This window comes from Spirochaetota bacterium, from assembly GCA_004297825.1.
Classification (GTDB): Bacteria; Spirochaetota; UBA4802; order UBA4802; family UBA5368; genus FW300-bin19.
In genome coordinates this window covers 12,419-29,458 of sequence record SCSX01000073.1, presented here as the reverse complement: position 1 = coordinate 29,458, position 17,040 = coordinate 12,419, and the positions used below count along the sequence as shown (strand labels likewise).

Here is a 17,040-nt window from a genome sequence, read left to right as displayed (position 1 = left end):
GTAGCCGAATGCGCATGAAAAAGAACTTGACAAATAATCGCAGGTAGCCATTATCAGGCCGAACATGGACGCGTCCGGAAGGCGGTCATGCTGCGAGCGCACAAGATGGAATGGCGCGACGAACAACAACAACAGCGCAGATACAAGCGCATACTTATCAAGAGCACACAGAGCCCATAGCCCAAGCTATGGGCTTTTAATTTTTTCAGGCAGGGATCTACAATGCTCAATTCCGAAGTACTTGTTCTCAACTCGGGATTCGTTCCCATCCGGATTACCTCGCTCAAGGAGGCAATTTGCCTGCTCACGTCCGAGAAAGCGGTTCCCGTGATCGAGGAGGACCGGTATGCGCGCTCGCCTTCCATCAGCATACGCATACCTTCTGTAATCTCGCTGGTCGGCTATTCCAGCTTCCCGAGGAAACGCGTCGCGTTTTCGAAGCTCAATGTCATTTATCGCGACGATATGAGGTGTCAATTCTGCGGGCATCGGTTCACCATGAGGGATCTTACCGTTGACCATGTGGTTCCGCGCAGCCGCTGGGAACAGGTGACGGGAAGGTCGCTCAGGGACGGATTTTCAACATGGAAAAACCTTGTGTGCGCATGCCGCTGGTGCAACGGCCGGAAGGGCAACAGGCTCATGCATGAAATCGGCTGGCAGCTTTTAAGGGAGCCATTCGAGCCCGAATATATGCCGCACCTGGTCATATCCGTCGACAAGGCCCAGAAAAAGGGATGGATTCCCTTCTGCGGCTTCAATGTAAAGCTTATCGAAATGGTGCGTACAGAACTGACCTAAAGCCTCTTCCGGGTATAATTCAGAAGACCGCCCTCACGCAGAATTTCCCGCTGGCGCCGCGTCGCCATGAGCACAAGCTCTATATCCCGCGATCCCGCCGTCACCGCGAGACGCTCTTTTTCCATGACCGATACGGCAAGGCCGCTTATCGAAAACTCATCCCCCTGCGCGATCGCGTCAAAATCGGCCTCGTTCGCGAACACGAGCGGAAGAATGCCGAAATTGATAAGATTCGCCGAGTGTATACGCTCGAACGATTTCGCGATCACGATGCGAACCCCAAGGTACATCGGGCAGATCGCGGCATGCTCACGGCTGGAGCCCTGCCCGTAACTCGCCCCCCCGACGATCGCGGTGAAGAGACCGTTCTTCTTCGCGTCCAGCGAACGCTTTGCGAACGCCGGGTCCACCCCTTCGAATACATACTCGCTGTATTTGGGGATATTCGACCGGTAGATGAGCCTTGCGCCGGCCGGCATGATATGATCTGTCGTGATTTTATCCCCGACCTTTAATCCGATAACCCCGCGTAATGCGTCCCTGAGTGCCTCGGTAAAGGGCGGTTCGCCGATATTCGGTCCGCGGAATATTTCCCGGTTTTCCTTCGAAGGCGCGATCACCATCGAATCATCGACGATGAACGAGGAGGGCATGGCCACCCCGGGGAACGAACCGGGAGGCATATCCATCGGGTCGGCCAGCGTGCCTTGAAGGGCGGACAGCGCCGCCGCCTCGGGGCTTACCAGGTAGACCTGACCGGACTTCGTTCCGGATCGGCCCTCGAAATTGCGATTATTGGTGCGCAGCGATATCCCGTTCGTGGAAGGCGCCTGCCCGGCGCCGATGCAGAAACCGCAGGTCGATTCCATGATGCGCGCGCCGCTGGCGACGAGCTCCGCGGCCGCACCGTCGCGGGCGATCATCTCAAACACCTGGCGGGAACCGGGCGAAACGACGAGACTCACGTCCGGGTGCACCTTCTTCCCCTTGAGTATCTGCGCCACCGTCTTGAGATCCTTGAACGATGAGTTCGTGCAGCTTCCCACCGCGACCTGGTCGACCTTGAGGCCCTTAATGTCGGAGATCTTTTTCACATTGTCGGGGGAATGCGGGCAGGCGACCATGGGCACGATTTCGGACAGGTCGAGCTCGATCACGCGGTCATACCGCACATCCTCGTCCGGGAGGACCTCCCTCCAGACGGACTCCCGCTGCTGCGCCTTGAGGAAGGCCCTCGTCACCGCGTCGCTCGGGAAGATCGAGGTGGTGACCCCGAGCTCCGCCCCCATGTTGGTGATCGTCGCCCGCTCCGGCACCGAAAGCGTTTCGACCCCCGGCCCCGTGTATTCCACCACCGTGCCCACGTTTCCCTTCGTCGTGAGTATCTGGAGTACCCGGAGGATGACGTCCTTCGCCGAAACCCAGGGGCGCAATGCGCCGGAAAGGCGCACATTGACCACAGCCGGGCAGGTCAGATAAAACGGGCCGCCGCCCATCGCTACCGCCACGTCCAGCCCGCCCGCCCCGATTGCGACCATGCCGAGCCCGCCCCCCGTGGGGGTATGCGAATCGGAACCCAGGAGCGTCGCGCCCGGACGACCGAAACGCTCCAGGTGCACCTGGTGGCAGATCCCGTTCCCGGCCCTGGAAAAGTATATCCCGAAATTTCCGTTCATGGTCTGCAGGTAGCGGTGATCGTCGGCGTTTTCGAAGCCGGTTTGCAGCGTGTTATGGTCCACGTACGATATTGAGAGCTCGGTCTGCACCAGGGGGATCCCCATCGCCTCGAACTGGAGGTAGGCCATGGTCCCGGTCGCATCCTGGGTGAGGGTCTGGTCGATTGTGATCCCGATCTCGGTACCCGGTTTCATCTCCCCGTCGGCAAGATGCTCCCTTAAAATTTTATGCGTTACGCTCTCACCCATATCTACGCTCCTATAAAACTGCTATTTCCCGATCATCTTAATTAATATCTGCGCGAAGCGGTCGAGGTTTTCGCGCGCTCCCCTGTAAACATCCGCCGGCCGGACAGGTGTTCCCTTCGTCCCTTCGAGCGCCTCCGCAATGACAGCGCGCGCATCCCGGGAATCCAGTCTATCACGGACTCCCAGGTTTTTCAGGGCGAATCTCTCAGGCGCCAGATCGCACAGGCGCGCATGGTATTCCGTGGGGTTGATCGCGACCACGGCGCACCCCGCGGCGCAGGCCTCGTACATCGTGATTCCGAAATGCGAGATCAAGAGCCTCGCTGAAAGAAGCATCCGGACGTAGTCCGATTGTCCCAGAACGGTTTGCGTGCCGTCTTTCGCGAGAAACGAGGAGACACCGGAAAATACCGCACAGCTTTTTCCCGCCGGAATGAGCGCGAGACCTTGTTCGAGATATTTCGCATTTGAATCCGCCCCGGCGTAAAAAAGGATATCCGTCGATTTTTCGATTTCTCCGGCCCCCATTTCTTCCAGGTCATGCAGAAAGCTGTACCCGTAGAGGAATAAATCGTCGCGCACGGGGGCGCGATGCTCCCGGTATTCGGTGGGGACCGGCAGCAGGTCAATGGTAAAGTCGGCCAACCTTCCGCCCGCGCCCATATCGTCCAGGACCAGCACCGGGGCGATTCTTTTTAATGTTTCGATTTCATGGGGGGTCGACTCGCGCATGTCCCTGACCAGCAGCATCGTTCCGTCCGGTGGGCTTGCCCCCGTGTGAATTGGCAGCCCTGGCGGAAGGAAGGAGGGGGCTTCTTCGATCCAAAGCGTGGCGGGGATGCCGTAATTTTTTCGAAGGTGCCACGCGAGGGAAGCCATCCGCTGGACATGCCCCATGCCGATTCCAGGGCCCCATGCGGTTCGAATTAATATCAGCGGATCATGCATCCTTCCGCTCGGAGTGGACCATGGGCCTCTGCTCGACCCCGGAGTTGATCTTGAGGAGGTCCGGATCCGTTTCGATTACCGAGATGACCTCCGACAGCGGGAAAACCTGCCCCGCATACACGCGTTCGTACACCGCGCGCGCGAAGACCATGTCCTCAGGGGTATCCACCGTGAGTCGCATCCCGGGAAAGGGATTCTTGAAATTCGCGGGAATGCGCTCGATGTTGAACAATTCGGGGTGTTCCTTGATATAAGGGGTCACATGTTCCCGGTGGTAGGTCTTGTCCCCGTTTCTATAGGCTTCCTCGAGGGCGCCGGCCTTGATGATTTCCACACCCGTTCCCAGGGGAAGATTTGTCACGGAACACAGGTCCGGCTTCGATTCAAGCGAGATATCGACGGCCATGGACGCGTACTCCGGATCGGTGAACGGGTTGTCTCCCGTCACCCTTACGATGAACTCCCCGCCGAACTCGCACAATGCGAGCCAGTATCGTTCCAGCACGTTTTCCATGGAGCCCACAAAAATCTTCGCGCCCATCGAGGCGGCGAGATCTATAATAGCGCGGTTTTCCTCCCCGATACACGTGGCGACCACGACCTCGTCCACGTGTTCGATACGCTGCGCCCTTTCTATGACGTGCGCCAGAAGCGGTCTGCCGGCCAGGTCTTCCATCGCTTTTCCGGGGAGACGCGTGGATTGCATCCTCGCCTGGATAATCGCGATTACGCGCGGTTTTATCTTGTTTCCGTTAAAAACTCCGTTCACGACCATATCAGTTTACCATTGGTTTCTAGAGATTGAAGGTGTACCACTCGTCGCAGGAGGCGCAGTCAGGGGCGCCGGGGAATTCCCCGCGGTAATCACTCAAAAAAAACGGAAGCGCACGCTGCCAGATATCCCCAAGGCTTTCACCGCTTACATCGCCCTTTGCGCACACGCCCTCTATGTCCTGCTTGCAGAACGCCACACGCCCGTCCGACAGGATAAACAAGTCCCGCTGCAGGTGCCAGCACGGGGTCCGGTCGAGGGGCGAGAGGTCCGAATAACGGCGATCCTTCAGCCTTCCCATATACGTATTCTGTTTCTGGAGGAGTACCGTTACCCCTGCTTTCTCCCAGAAATCGTAAAAATCGTCCAGGAATGCCTCTGTCTCGTTGATCTTCATTATCTGCACGTAAAGAGATTCCTTACCGGGAAGAAATTCCCTTAACGCTATCAGGTGGTTGCTCGCCGGGGAAAAGTAATCCTTCCCGTGGATGGTCCTGTACGTTTCCCCGTTATACCCGTTCATGTTCGCGATGACCTTGATCCGGGGATCGCGCTTCTCCGCGATGAAACTCCTGAAATTATCATCCGCATAAATGGCGTTCGTTTCAATGACCAGGTTTTGCACGACCTCTTCGCGAAGTGCGGCATCGCATAACTCATAGAAGCTGCCGTGCATGAGCGGTTCCCCCGACCCGCCCAGGCTGATCGAGTACGGCAGGCCGAATCCGCGCATGTCGGAAAGAATTTTCCGGTACACGCCGGGATCAATGTCCGGGCGCGCCCTCGTAACCGCGGAGCGGTAGCAGAAAATGCATTCGAGATCGCACCGTCCGGTAAGCTCCACCTCCAGGTATGAAGGCCCCGCGTAGAGGGTTTCCGGATGGGCGTGTATAAGGTCGCGAACGGATACATAGGGGGGGACGCCTCCGCCGACTTCGGCCAGATTCTCGAGAATCTTGTGTTCCCTGGGGTCGCCCGAACGGAAATTCAGGCGCTTGTCCCTGATATCCGGATCCTTGTAGAAAAGCTCCACGTCGAACTGGTTGATATTTTTGCGCACCGCGTCCCCGAGCGGCATGAGCGCTTCCTTCGAATCCGGAACCGACTGAACGAGCTCCCTCGACATGATCTCACACGCGTATCCCGCGGGCAGGTTTTCGGAGTAGGTGAATTCGGCAAGGTACCGGCGGTGCAGGTCGAGCATTTCAATCACGATACCTGCGTCGAGGAAGGGCGAATCGGCATATACCTTGAGTGCGTGTTCGCAATCCGCCTCGGTGAAAAATCTTTTCCAGAAGGAAATATCGTCCCGGTCGTCGCGCACGCATGCCCCCGGCGCGCCCGAAAGCGTTCCCTTGTAGGCTGCCGGAACGGAGTAATACACGGATGAATCCGGGACCGCGGACAACCTGTGCTTCAGCACCTCGGGAAGATAATCGCCCTTGAAAGCCAACTGAGAATCGGTCATGCCTTCATCGACGTAGAGGACGACGGCGATTTTCAAGGAGTTAACCCTTCATGTAATCCTGCAGGTAAATCTTGATATCAGATTCCCTCCTGCGCTGGTTGATCCATTTGCCGAACTGTTCCACCATCTTCTGCTGGAACAGCATGTTGAGCACCTTGTCCTCGACGGACTCGAACGAGGTCTGCCTTTTCCCCAGGAACTTGACGATGTGGTATCCATACGACGATTTGATGACGTTCGATAGCTGCCCCGGCTGGTTCATCGTAAATACCTGGTTTGCGAAATAGGGGTCCATCTCCCCCAGTTCCATCCAGCCCATGTCGCCGCCGTTTTTCGCCGTGGGGGCGTCTTCCGAGTATTGCGCCGCGAGCGCCTCGAACGCTTCCCCCTGGTACACCCGCTGCGTGAGCTCCCTGAGCGCCTCGCTCACCCGGCGCTCCTCGGCGGGCGAATTGTCGCGCGGCCGCATGAGGATGTGCTTCACGTTCACCTCGAAACCAAGCTTTTCGAGATTGGCATTGTACCACGCGAGCATCTCCTTGCGGGTGGGGGGCGATACACCGATCGCGATCGACATCACCTGCTCGGTCATCATGGATTTACGCAACTCCTCCCTGTAATCGGCGAAGGGGATGTTTTCGGTCTTTTCGATTCTCTGCTTGAAATCGTCCATAGTGGCGATATTGTTCCGCGCCATGATCTTCTTGATATGGTTTTCGATCTTCTCGTCGCTGATCAGTATGGCCTGGTTGTCGGCCTCTTCCGCGACGAGCGCCTCCTCGATGAATTTATCCAGGATGCGGCTCATCCCCTGGGCCTGCCCGATCGCCTGGAGGGCGTTCCTCTGCTGGAGCCGCGTATACCGGTCGATCACCTCGCTTTCGACTATCGGTCGCTCGTTCACGACCGCGATGACCCGGTCCAGCACCTCCCAGGATTGCACGGCCGCGGCCGGACCCACGATTATGGTCATGCAGAGAATCATCAGGAGCGCGTATTTTTTCATGGGTTACCCGTTTATCTCGAGCTTTTTTATCTCCGATCCATTGTTTCCGAAGAACATTTCCTTCAGGCGTTGAATGGTATCGGTTATGTCCGAGGCGTACAGCTCAATATGGCCGGCGCCGCCCCCATTTTCAAGGTTTTTTTCTTTTAATATGGCGCGCACCTCGCGCGCGATCTCGATCCCCGTGTCGACGAGGTCTATTTCCGGGTACACGCCGTTTATAGCCGTTTTCAGCAGGGGGAAATGCGTGCACCCGAGAATGACTGTCCTTACGCCTTCGTCGTAAAGCCCCTGCATGTACCGCTTCGCGGTCAGCCTGGTTATCTCGTCGTCAAGCCACCCCTCCTCGGTAAGGGATACGAACAGGGTCGCATGGCGCTGCATGACCTGGATGCCGCTTCTGAGCAGGTTGATCGCCTTCACATACGAGCCGCTGTTTACGGTCGCCCGGGTCGCGATCACCCCGATCTTGTCCCCCTTCAGGCGCGCGCAGGAGGCGCGTGCGCCCGCGTCGATCACGCCTATGATGGGAAGGGCATATTCCTTTCTCAATACGTCCAGCGCCACAGCCGATGAGGTGTTGCACGCGATCACGAGCATTTTCACATCCCGCGAAAGCAGGTATTCCGTGATCTCCCGGGAATACCGCACCACCGTATCGATTGAGCGCGTCCCGTAGGGGAACCGTGCGGTATCGCCGAAATAAATGATGTTTTCCGACGGCAGGAGGTCACTGATAGCCTTGCACACGGTGAGCCCCCCCACCCCCGAATCGAAAATTCCTATGGGCCTGTCATCCATTGGAGTGCGTTCCGTCCTTGCGCGTCGATCTTTTAAAAAGCATGTATTCGATACCGTCCACGAGCGCCTGCCATGACGCCTCTATGATATTCGCCGATACGCCTACCGTACCCCAGTGGTTTCCCCTGGTTTTCTGTTCCACCAGCACCCGCACCGATGAGCCGGTGCCCTCTTTCTCGTTGAGTACCCGCACCTTGTAGTCGGTGAGTTGAAGTTCCTGTATTTCCGGATAAAATTTGTCAAGCGCTTTGCGTAGCGCGTTATCCAGGGCCGCTACCGGGCCGTTACCGTTCGCCGCGGTATGCTCCTCCCGCCCGTCCACCTCCACCTTGATGGTCGCCTCGCAGGTGATGGTGCTGTTTTCATCCTTTTCCGTGATGACGCGAAAGCCCTTGAGGCTGAAAAACGGCGTATATTCTCCCGTCGCCCTCCGGATGAGGAGCTCGAAGGAGCCCTCGGCCGCCTCGAACTGGAAACCCTGTTCCTCCAGGTCCTTGATCTGCTGGATGATCCGGGCGGGAAGCTTCACCGCGCGATCGAGCGTAATGCCCATCTCCTTCGCTTTCACCTCGATGGTGCTTTTGCCCGCAAGCTCGGATATTAGCACGATCCTCCGGTTGCCCAGGAGCTCCGGATCGACATGCTCGTAGGTGCGCGTATCGCGCTTCAGCGCGGAGACGTGGATACCGCCCTTATGACCGAACGCCTTGTCCCCCACGTAGGGCGCGCGCTCGTTATGGGCGAGATTCGCGATTTCGCTGATATACCGGCTCACCTCGGTGAGGAGAGAGAGCCGCTCCCGCGCGCTGCACTCGTGGCCGGTTTTAAGGACGAGGTTGGGGATGAGCGCGGTGAGATCGCAGTTCCCGCACCGCTCCCCGTACCCGTTTATCGTTCCCTGTACCGAGCGCGCGCCGGCCATGACCGAGGCCAGGGAATTCGCGACCGCGACGCCCGCATCGTTGTGAAAATGCACGCCCACGGGAAGGCCGGTGGTCCCGACCACGGCCCTGGTGATATCGGCGGCGACATGCGGGAGGGTGCCGCCGTTCGTGTCGCACAGGACCAGCATATCGGCCCCCCCCGCCGCGGCCTTCTCGAGCACGCGCAGGGAGTAGTCCCTGTTGTTCAGGTAGCCGTCGTAAAAATGCTCGGCGTCGAGGAAAACCTCGAAGCCCTTGTCCTTGAGGAACGCGATCGTATCGTAGATGAGTGCGAGGTTCTCGTCCAGGCCGATCCCCAGCGCCTTTTCCACGTGGAAATCCCACGTCTTCGCGACGATCGTGAGGGTCTTCGCCCCGCAGGTGACGAGACTTTGAAGAAGCTCGTCGTCTTTAATGGCGACATTCGGCCGTTTCGTGGAGCCGAAGGCGGCGATTCTCGCAAAGCCCGGTTCCGCCGTGCGCATCTCGGAGAAAAAGACGTCGTCCTTGGGGTTGGATCCCGGCCATCCGCCCTCGATATAATCGACGTGCAGCTTGTCGAGCTCCCGGGCGATACGGATCTTATCCTGCGTGGAAAACGATATCCCGAACGTCTGGGCGCCGTCCCGCAGGGTCGTATCGTAGATTATTATTTTTTTATCTTCCATACTCTGGTTTTTTATCCGCGCCTCGCGGCGGCGCGGGAGCGATTCCGGAAAAATGGCATATATACGGTCAAATATGTTTAATTCAAGCTATTTTTACCGCTTCACTGCGTATCGAGCACGGCGCGCATCAGATCGGGCTTGTTGGTAAAAATTCCGCTCACTCCCGCCCTGACTAATCGGGCGATATCCCTCTTCGAATTTACCGTGTACACGTTCACGGGGATGTGGTTGTTCAGTATCTCCTCCATCCATTCATTGCCCAGTTCCTCCCTAGAACAATTGAAACAATCCGCATTCATGCCTGCGACGATTTCCCTGGGGCCCATATTCCTGAAATGTTTCTTTTTATAAAGCACGGCAATGGGGGCCGATTCATCCACCTGCCTGAGGTGCGCGAGCGCCCGGGGATCGAAGCTGGAATACACCACGTGACCGTTCATGCCGCTTCGCGCGACCAGGCCGAGCACCGCCTCTTCGATCCCGCCGCGGGCCGCGTCCCCCACCGCTTCCGTCTTGATCTCCACGTTTATCGCGAGCCTTCCCCTGCACAGCTCCAGCACCTCCTCGAGCGCGGGCACTTTTTCGCCCGCGAATCGTCCGGCGAACCATGAACCCGCGTCCAGGGCGCGGATCCCGGCGAAGCTAAAATCCGCCACACGCCCGCGGCCGTCGGTGCATCGGTTCACCCGTTCATCGTGCATCACGACGACCTCCCCGTCCCTGGTGCGCTGCACGTCGAGCTCGACCATGTCGGCGCCCATCTCAAGTGCCCCCTTGAAGGACGCAAGGGTATTCTCCGGGAAATAGGCGCAGGCCCCCCGGTGACCAATCACCGTGCAGGAGGCCGACGCGGCGTGTGCATAAATAAATTCCCTGTACGGTCTCATGCACCCTCCCTCATTATGGTTGATTTATTGCGGCGTGCGTTCCATGATGCGTTCCAGTCGAATCGCATCCTCAGCATGGGGCCGGCCGATGATAACTGTCGAGCAGATAATCTCGCTACTCAAGCTCAAACCTCATCCCGAGGGCGGTTTTTTTTCCGAGACCTATCGGTCCGGGGAGTCCATTCCCGGGGCCTCCCTCCCCTCAAGGTATTCCGGTGAGCGGGCGCATTCAACCGCGATCTACTACCTGCTCGCCGGGGAAAACCGCTCGGCGATGCACCGGGTGCGCAGCGATGAAATCTTCCATCACTACCTGGGCGACCCTGTGGAAATGCTGCATCTTTTCCCGGACGGCAGCGGGAGGATCGTGATCCTGGGCCCGGACCTCCCGGGAGGAATGGCGCCGCAGGTCCTGATACCGCACGACTCGTGGCAGGGCGCGCGCCTTGTGCCCGGGGGCGCATTCGCCCTCATGGGGGCCACGGTCTCCCCCGGATTCGATTTCTCCGATTTCGAGCTGGGCGAGAGGGGCGCACTCACCGCGCGCTATCCCGAATTCCGCGACCTCATAACCGCGCTCACATGAGCACTCTCTGCGGAATCATCTTCGATCTCGACGGAACGCTTCTCGACACCCTGCGCGATATCGCCGATTCCATGAATACGGCCCTGCGCGCCCTGGGATACCCTTCCCATCCCGTCGACGATTACCGGCTCATGATCGGTACCGGCGTGGACGACCTTGCGCGCCGATCGCTCCCGGAGGGCGTATCGGACCCGGCGATTATTCAGAAAACTATTTCCGTAATGCGCGAGGAATACGGAAAGAGGTGGGCCGATACTACCCGTCCGTACGAGGGCGCTCAGCCCCTGCTTCGTGCGCTCAGGGAGGCAGGCGTCCCCATGGCGGTGCTCTCCAACAAGCCCCAAGAATTCACAGAAATGTGCGTCCGCAGGTTCCTGGATGAATCGAGCTTTTCCATTGTCATGGGCTCGTCGCCCGATTTCCCCAGGAAACCGGACCCCGCCGCCGCGCTCCATATCGCGAAGGTGATGGGAATCGATGCCGCGGCGCTCGCCTTCGCGGGAGACTCCGGCACGGATATGGACACCGCGGCATACGCGGGCATGTACGCGGTGGGCGTGCTGTGGGGTTTCCGGAAACGGCAGGAACTTGTAGATCACGGAGCCCGGTACCTTGCGGCGCACCCGGGGGACATCCTGAAGCTCTTCTCCGGGGATGCGCGCTGAGACAGGCAGCCTGCTGCCCTCGTCGCCGCGCACTCAAGGGTCTTATTCCCTTGCATTCCCTGTGCCTGACAGGTATACTATTACCGGTTATTAAATTTACACACGCAGTATGGCACAATCACTCGAAAGGTACAGGCGTCATGGCTATTGTCGTCATGCTGGTCGGCTTCTTCATCTGGATCATTTTTATACGCAGGTTCCCCTCAATTATTATAAAAACAGCCCTCTGGGAGCCTCCGCATCATGCCTCGTCGCTTCCCCTTGTCCTCGTCGTCGAGATGGGATCCGACGAATCGTTTCCCCAGCTCTGGCGCAGCATGGGATCGTTCGTCGATTCGATCGCGATGGCAGGTATCGCCATTGTTTCATACCGGGATATCGACCCCACACTCATTAATAACCTGAATCCCCGGGCAGTCATACTCACGGGATACCATCAGGCCCTTTCTGCTTATAATCACGACGACATGACCGCATTGTTCGCCTTCCTGCGCACAACGCGGGTGTCTGTGCTGGGAATCTGCGGGGGGCACCAGTTTATAGGGCTTGCCTTCGGGACGCGCATCGTGGAAATGGGTTTCGAGGAGAGGGGCTACGTGCATTTTGAGCGGGAAGCGGAGGATCCGATATTCGCCGGGGGCGCCGATACACCGATTGTCTACAATTGGCACTCCCTCATGGTGGATCGCGTACCGGAAGGATTCGTCCTGCTGGGCAGGAATACATGCTGCATCCAGGCGGTTCGGCACGCCGAAAGGCGCATCTACGGCATTCAGTTTCATCCCGAATTCGCGGGCAGGTCCCGGCAGGACGGATGCATCCTCGTGAAGAATTTCCTGCGACAATCCGGCATCCGCGTGAAAAATGATCCATTATCGCCGCGAATCCCCGATTAATCTCCCGCCTGGCTGCGGGGCGTCTTGACCCGGGAGAATCCCCGCCGTATTATAATATAATTCCGGACAAATTCCACAATGACCGGCGGAGGCCCATGGTGAAACCCAAACAGATACAGCAGGTTATCAGGGAGCACAATAATTTTTTCGCGAGCGGGGCCACCCGGGAGTACGCATTCAGGATTCGCCAGCTCAAAATCCTCAAAAAGGCCCTGCGCGACCATGAGGAAGAGATTATGGACGCGCTCTTCAAGGATTTCCGCAAATCGAAGTTCGAATCGTATGCGAGCGAGATCGGGATCATTTACCCGGACATCGATTTCGCGATAAAGCACCTTCGCTCGTGGATGAAGCCACGCAGGGTATCCACCTCCATCGTGCATTTTCTCTCGAAAAGCGTCGTGTATTCCCAGCCATACGGCACGGTGCTTATTATCGGCCCGTGGAATTATCCCTTTCAGCTCGTCATTACGCCCCTTGTGGGAGCGATCGCCGCAGGCAACACGGCCATAGTCAAGCCGTCGGAGCTTTCCCCGAACACGTCCTCGCTTATCGCGCGCATCATTAAAAAGATCTTCCCCGAAAACTACGTCACGGCCGTAGAGGGCGGGGTGGATGTTTCCAAGGCGCTGCTTGCGGAGCATTTTGACTACATCTTTTTCACCGGGGGGACTTCTATCGGCCGTACCGTCATGGAGGCCGCGGCAAAGCACCTCACGCCGGTGACGCTTGAGCTGGGGGGTAAAAGCCCCACGATCGTCGATAAGGATGCCGACCTTTCTCTGGCCGCAAAGCGAATTGCATGGGGAAAATTTTTCAACGCCGGCCAGACCTGCCTTGCACCCGACTACCTGCTGGTTCACAAGGAAGTCAAAGAAAAATTCCTGGCAGCTCTGGCAAAGACTATCGACGATTTTTACGCCAAAAACCCGAAGGCAAGTCCCGACTATGCCCGCATTATCAACGCCCGCCACTTCTCCCGTCTCGATGCGCTCATGAAGGATGGGGCGATCGTATACGGCGGGCAGCGCGATCCCAAGGACCTCTTCATCGCGCCCACTATCATCGATAACGTCAAGCCCGGCAACTCGATCATGACCGAGGAGATTTTCGGCCCGGTGCTGCCGGTCATGACGTTCGAAAAGATCGACGAGGTTATCTCGTTCGTGAATGCGCGCCCAAGGCCACTGGCGCTTTACTATTTCTCCGGGGACAGAAAATCCCAGAAACGCGTGCTCGCGGAAACCTCCTCGGGCGGGGGATGCATCAACGATACGGTATCGCAGTTCGGCAGTGAAACCCTTCCCTTCGGGGGAATCGGCGAAAGCGGGATGGGAAGCTATCACGGAAAAGCGAGCTTCGATACCTTTACGCACCGGCGAAGCATACTGGTCCGATCCAATAAGATAGACATGCCCCTGCGGTATCCTCCGTATCGCAACAAAGTAGCGCTGCTCAAGCGGCTCTTCCGGATAATCGGTTAAAGCGGTTTCCCACCCCCGGGAAGCGCCCCCGCGGAAAAAATGTTTTGACTCCGTCGGGGCTAGCCGGTCTTTTGAGTCATCATCGACATACCGGAGTATAAATGGCTACTGACGAAATGTACATGGATGACAAGGACATCCAGATTGACACCCAGCTTTTCGAGAGCGACCTGATCGCGATCGACCAGATTCTGCCCGCACAAATATATATCATTCCCATCCGCTACCGCCCCATTTTCCCCGGGATCGTCACCCCCCTGATAATTTCGGAGGGGAGGTTTACCGACGCGATCGAAAAAGTGCTCAACACGACCCGCACGATTGGACTCGTCCTTCTTAAAGACGACAATGTTGAGGATATCGTTCCCCGGGAGCTCTATACATATGGAACGGCGGCGAAAATACTCAAGAAGATCAACCTCCCCGACGGCGGGATCAACGTGCTTATCAACAGCATCAAGCGCTTCACCATCAAGAAGATAATCTCGGAAAAACCGCACATCATCGCCGAGGTCGAATACCTGGACGATGAACAGGTCAAGAAGAACATGGAGCTCAAGGCGCTCACCCGCGCGGTCCTTTCCCAGCTCAAGATGCTTTCGGAAAACAATCCCCTTTTTACCGAGGAGATGAAGCTCACGATGGTGAACGTGGACGAACCCGGAAAGATCGCGGATTTCGTGACCTCCATCCTCAACCTCGAGAAGAGCGAATACCAGGACATCCTGGAAACCGTGAACGTGAAGAAGCGGCTCGAGAAGGTACTTCGCCTGTTACAGAAGGAACTCGAGGTGCTCTCGATCCAGAAAAAAATCCAGACACAGATCAACGACAAGATCGACAAGCAGCAGCGCGAGTACTACCTGCGCGAGCAGCTCAAGGCGATCAAGAGCGAGCTGGGCATGGAGGAGGACGAGCGCACCCGGGAAATCAGGGACATGCGCAAGAAGCTCGCCGACCTCGTACTTACGGGAGAGGCGAAGGAAAAAGCGGAGGAAGAGATCGAGAAACTAACCCTCATGGATGTGAATACGTCCGAGTACTCGATCACCAGGAATTACCTCGATACGCTGCTCGCGCTTCCGTGGCGCCACAAGACCGATGACAGCCTGGATATCCTCCGCGCCGAAAAGATACTCAATAAGGATCATTACGCGCTCGACGACGTCAAGAAGCGCATCCTCGAATTTCTCGCGGTCCGCAAGCTCAAGCCGGATGCGCGCGGCTCCATCATTTGCCTTATCGGGCCGCCCGGCGTGGGGAAAACCTCGATGGGCCAATCGATCGCCAAGGCGCTCAACAAGAAATTTTTCCGGATGTCTCTGGGCGGGATGCGCGACGAGGCGGAGATCAAAGGCCACAGACGCACCTATATTGGCGCGATGCCGGGCAAGATTATACAGGGGATCAAAATCTGCAAGTCGCGGAACCCCGTATTCATGCTGGATGAAATCGACAAGCTCGGTGTGAGCTTCCAGGGGGATCCCGCGTCCGCGCTGCTCGAGGTTCTTGATCCCGAACAGAACGCGGAATTTCGCGACCACTATTTAGACGTTCCCTTCGACCTGTCCGACGTATTCTTCATCACCACCGCGAATACGCTCGACACCATTCCGCCGGTGCTCGCGGACCGTATGGAGATCATCCGTCTTTCCGGGTATATCACCGAGGAGAAATACGAAATCGCACGGCGCTATCTCATCCCCAAGCAGGCCCAGCGGCACGGCCTTCCCCGTCCCGCGCTTCAGATCGACAAGAGGGGGCTCATCTACATCATCAACGGGTGGTCGCGGGAGGCCGGGGTGCGCACCCTCGAGAGGAACATCGAACGCATCTGCCGCAAGCTCGCGTCCCTGGTCGCCCGTGATCCCTCATTCAAGCACAAGGCGATGAACAACGATACGATCCGGGAATACCTGGGTCCGGAAACGTTTATCGACGACGAATTGACCCATGTAGTGAAGCCGGGCATCGTGGTGGGGCTCGCCTGGACGAGCTACGGGGGCGCAACGCTCCTCATCGAGGCGCTTGCAACCGAAAACACGAAGGGGGGCGCGCTCAAACTCACCGGGCAACTGGGAGAGGTGATGAGCGAATCGGCGAATATCGCCTATACTTATGTGCAGCATTTATTGAAGGGCGATGAGAATGCGAAAAAGATCTTCCAGTCACACACGCTTCACCTTCATATCCCGGCGGGGGCAACCCCCAAGGACGGCCCCTCGGCGGGAATCACGATGGCATGCGCATTGTACTCCCTCATTTCCGGCCGGGTCATCAAGCCAAGGCTCGCGATGACGGGCGAGCTGACGCTGAGCGGTAAGGTCTTTCCCGTGGGCGGGGTAAAAGAAAAGGTCATCGCCGCCCGGAGGGCGGGGTTGAAAGAAATCATTGTCCCCTCACAGAACGCAAAGGATCTTGCCGAAATACCGGGCTACGTCAAGAAAGGCTTGAAATTTCACTTGGTAGGGGATATCAGTGATGTAATAGCGCTCGCGTTCGGGAAAAATACAAAAAGGAGCCTGGGATCATGATAATCAAAAATCTGATGGAAGACATCGTCACCAACATGGTCAAGGAAGTATTAAAAAAGGATTCGAGCATACCCCGGTCGGAGATCTACGAGCAGGACATCATCGCCTATGCCCTGAACCGCGTGCCCCCGCGCTATATCACGAGCGAGCGCGGCATCATACACGGAAAAATGGACAGCCGGTTCCATTTCCAGCAGCGCACCGACATCCTTTTCCTCATCCACGAGGCGATTGAAAATATAAAAAACAGGCGGAGCACCATCGCCCATTCCAATTATGACGAGATTATCAGGAAAAACCGGTTTCTCCCCCATCTGATGGGCGAGGTGCTCGAGGAAACCACTTTTTCGATTATTCCGGAAGTCGAGATCACGCTCATCTACGACAACAAGCCCGTCGCCATGATCGACGACGGGTGGAAAAACCCGTTCACCACTAAAAAATCAACGAAAGGTTATTATCATTTCTGGCCCGTTCTTCCCGAGGAGGAGCTCGAAAACAAAAAGGAGCTTGCGTTGAAAACGGTATTCAAACACCCGAAATTCAACCCAAAGGAGGTGGAGTTCTCGGTCCGCGTGATGGACTCCATCAATCTCTACGAATCCCGGATCATCCCGATCGCCCTTTTACAGATAAAGGATGGTTCCGATATTTCTTTCCTCTACGAGTGACCGGC

Annotated in this window: 15 protein-coding genes; 7 read left to right on the top strand and 8 right to left on the bottom strand. The window is 57.2% G+C overall.

Features of this window, described 5'->3' with window-relative positions; all coding sequences use genetic code 11:
• The first annotated feature begins 222 nt into the window (after positions 1-222).
• A complete protein-coding gene (locus EPN93_15985; protein ID TAL32456.1) occupies positions 223-801 on the top strand; it encodes an HNH endonuclease in 579 nt (192 codons plus the stop codon).
• Here the strand turns inward: EPN93_15985 and EPN93_15980 are convergent.
• The 8 genes from EPN93_15980 to EPN93_15945 all read right to left on the bottom strand — a co-directional run bounded on the left by EPN93_15980 (position 798) and on the right by EPN93_15945 (position 10,199).
• Positions 798-2,726: an aconitate hydratase gene (locus EPN93_15980; protein TAL32455.1), complete on the bottom strand. Its 1,929-nt coding sequence runs from the start codon at positions 2,724-2,726 to the stop codon at positions 798-800. The genes EPN93_15985 and EPN93_15980 overlap by 4 nt on opposite strands.
• A 21-nt stretch (positions 2,727-2,747) precedes the next feature.
• Entirely contained in the window at positions 2,748-3,476 is a 729-nt protein-coding gene (locus EPN93_15975) for a hypothetical protein (GenBank protein ID TAL32454.1), read from the bottom strand.
• 190 nt (positions 3,477-3,666) lie between these two features.
• Positions 3,667-4,449 (bottom strand): acylneuraminate cytidylyltransferase, encoded by a 783-nt coding sequence (locus EPN93_15970; GenBank protein TAL32453.1) that lies wholly within the window; start codon positions 4,447-4,449, stop codon positions 3,667-3,669.
• A gap of 19 nt (positions 4,450-4,468) precedes the next feature.
• Entirely contained in the window at positions 4,469-5,950 is a 1,482-nt protein-coding gene (locus tag EPN93_15965) for a spiro-SPASM protein (protein ID TAL32452.1), read from the bottom strand.
• 4 nt (positions 5,951-5,954) lie between these two features.
• Positions 5,955-6,920, bottom strand: coding sequence for a hypothetical protein (locus tag EPN93_15960; GenBank protein TAL32451.1), 966 nt, complete (start codon positions 6,918-6,920; stop codon positions 5,955-5,957).
• A 3-nt stretch (positions 6,921-6,923) separates the two neighbouring features.
• Complete coding sequence (locus EPN93_15955) at positions 6,924-7,721, bottom strand: glutamate racemase (protein TAL32450.1); 798 nt, start codon at positions 7,719-7,721, stop codon at positions 6,924-6,926.
• Positions 7,714-9,312 (bottom strand): citramalate synthase, encoded by a 1,599-nt coding sequence (locus EPN93_15950; GenBank protein ID TAL32449.1) that lies wholly within the window; start codon positions 9,310-9,312, stop codon positions 7,714-7,716. Before EPN93_15950 ends, EPN93_15955 begins: the two co-directional genes overlap by 8 nt.
• 101 nt (positions 9,313-9,413) lie before the next feature.
• A complete protein-coding gene (locus EPN93_15945; protein TAL32448.1) occupies positions 9,414-10,199 on the bottom strand; it encodes a hypothetical protein in 786 nt (261 codons plus the stop codon).
• Between the two features lie 88 nt (positions 10,200-10,287).
• Between EPN93_15945 and EPN93_15940 the strand changes: the two genes are divergently transcribed.
• From EPN93_15940 to EPN93_15915, 6 genes are all read left to right on the top strand, one after another.
• Positions 10,288-10,785 carry a cupin domain-containing protein gene (locus EPN93_15940; GenBank protein ID TAL32447.1) on the top strand — a complete coding sequence of 166 codons (498 nt, stop codon included), beginning with the start codon at positions 10,288-10,290 and terminating at the stop codon, positions 10,783-10,785.
• A complete protein-coding gene (locus EPN93_15935; protein ID TAL32446.1) occupies positions 10,782-11,450 on the top strand; it encodes an HAD family hydrolase in 669 nt (222 codons plus the stop codon). Before EPN93_15940 ends, EPN93_15935 begins: the two co-directional genes overlap by 4 nt.
• Positions 11,451-11,590: 140 nt before the next feature.
• Positions 11,591-12,346 carry a hypothetical protein gene (locus EPN93_15930; protein ID TAL32445.1) on the top strand — a complete coding sequence of 252 codons (756 nt, stop codon included), beginning with the start codon at positions 11,591-11,593 and terminating at the stop codon, positions 12,344-12,346.
• 95 nt (positions 12,347-12,441) lie between these two features.
• Positions 12,442-13,830, top strand: a complete 1,389-nt coding sequence (locus EPN93_15925; GenBank protein ID TAL32444.1) for an aldehyde dehydrogenase — start codon at positions 12,442-12,444, stop codon at positions 13,828-13,830.
• Between the two features lie 122 nt (positions 13,831-13,952).
• Positions 13,953-16,364 (top strand): endopeptidase La, encoded by a 2,412-nt coding sequence (gene lon, locus EPN93_15920; protein TAL32466.1) that lies wholly within the window; start codon positions 13,953-13,955, stop codon positions 16,362-16,364.
• The gene (locus tag EPN93_15915) at positions 16,361-17,035 is read left to right on the top strand and encodes a hypothetical protein (GenBank protein ID TAL32443.1); all 675 of its coding nucleotides are present in this window, start codon (positions 16,361-16,363) and stop codon (positions 17,033-17,035) included. The genes lon and EPN93_15915 overlap by 4 nt, the downstream gene beginning before the upstream one ends.
• Positions 17,036-17,040: the final 5 nt, after the last annotated feature.

What these genes read in the sequence shown, in the direction of transcription:
- EPN93_15975 (TAL32454.1), bottom strand. Translation starts at nt 3,476, where the DNA reads ATGCTGCTGGTCAGGGACATGCGCGAGTCGACCCCCCATGAAATCGAA.
- EPN93_15985 (TAL32456.1), top strand. Translation starts at nt 223, where the DNA reads ATGCTCAATTCCGAAGTACTTGTTCTCAACTCGGGATTCGTTCCCATC.
- EPN93_15925 (TAL32444.1), top strand. Translation starts at nt 12,442, where the DNA reads ATGGTGAAACCCAAACAGATACAGCAGGTTATCAGGGAGCACAATAAT.
- EPN93_15980 (TAL32455.1), bottom strand. Translation starts at nt 2,726, where the DNA reads ATGGGTGAGAGCGTAACGCATAAAATTTTAAGGGAGCATCTTGCCGAC.
- EPN93_15935 (TAL32446.1), top strand. Translation starts at nt 10,782, where the DNA reads ATGAGCACTCTCTGCGGAATCATCTTCGATCTCGACGGAACGCTTCTC.
- EPN93_15955 (TAL32450.1), bottom strand. Translation starts at nt 7,721, where the DNA reads ATGGATGACAGGCCCATAGGAATTTTCGATTCGGGGGTGGGGGGGCTC.
- EPN93_15940 (TAL32447.1), top strand. Translation starts at nt 10,288, where the DNA reads ATGATAACTGTCGAGCAGATAATCTCGCTACTCAAGCTCAAACCTCAT.
- EPN93_15930 (TAL32445.1), top strand. Translation starts at nt 11,591, where the DNA reads ATGGCTATTGTCGTCATGCTGGTCGGCTTCTTCATCTGGATCATTTTT.
- lon (TAL32466.1), top strand. Translation starts at nt 13,953, where the DNA reads ATGGATGACAAGGACATCCAGATTGACACCCAGCTTTTCGAGAGCGAC.
- EPN93_15915 (TAL32443.1), top strand. Translation starts at nt 16,361, where the DNA reads ATGATAATCAAAAATCTGATGGAAGACATCGTCACCAACATGGTCAAG.
- EPN93_15970 (TAL32453.1), bottom strand. Translation starts at nt 4,449, where the DNA reads ATGGTCGTGAACGGAGTTTTTAACGGAAACAAGATAAAACCGCGCGTA.
- EPN93_15945 (TAL32448.1), bottom strand. Translation starts at nt 10,199, where the DNA reads ATGAGACCGTACAGGGAATTTATTTATGCACACGCCGCGTCGGCCTCC.
- EPN93_15950 (TAL32449.1), bottom strand. Translation starts at nt 9,312, where the DNA reads ATGGAAGATAAAAAAATAATAATCTACGATACGACCCTGCGGGACGGC.
- EPN93_15960 (TAL32451.1), bottom strand. Translation starts at nt 6,920, where the DNA reads ATGAAAAAATACGCGCTCCTGATGATTCTCTGCATGACCATAATCGTG.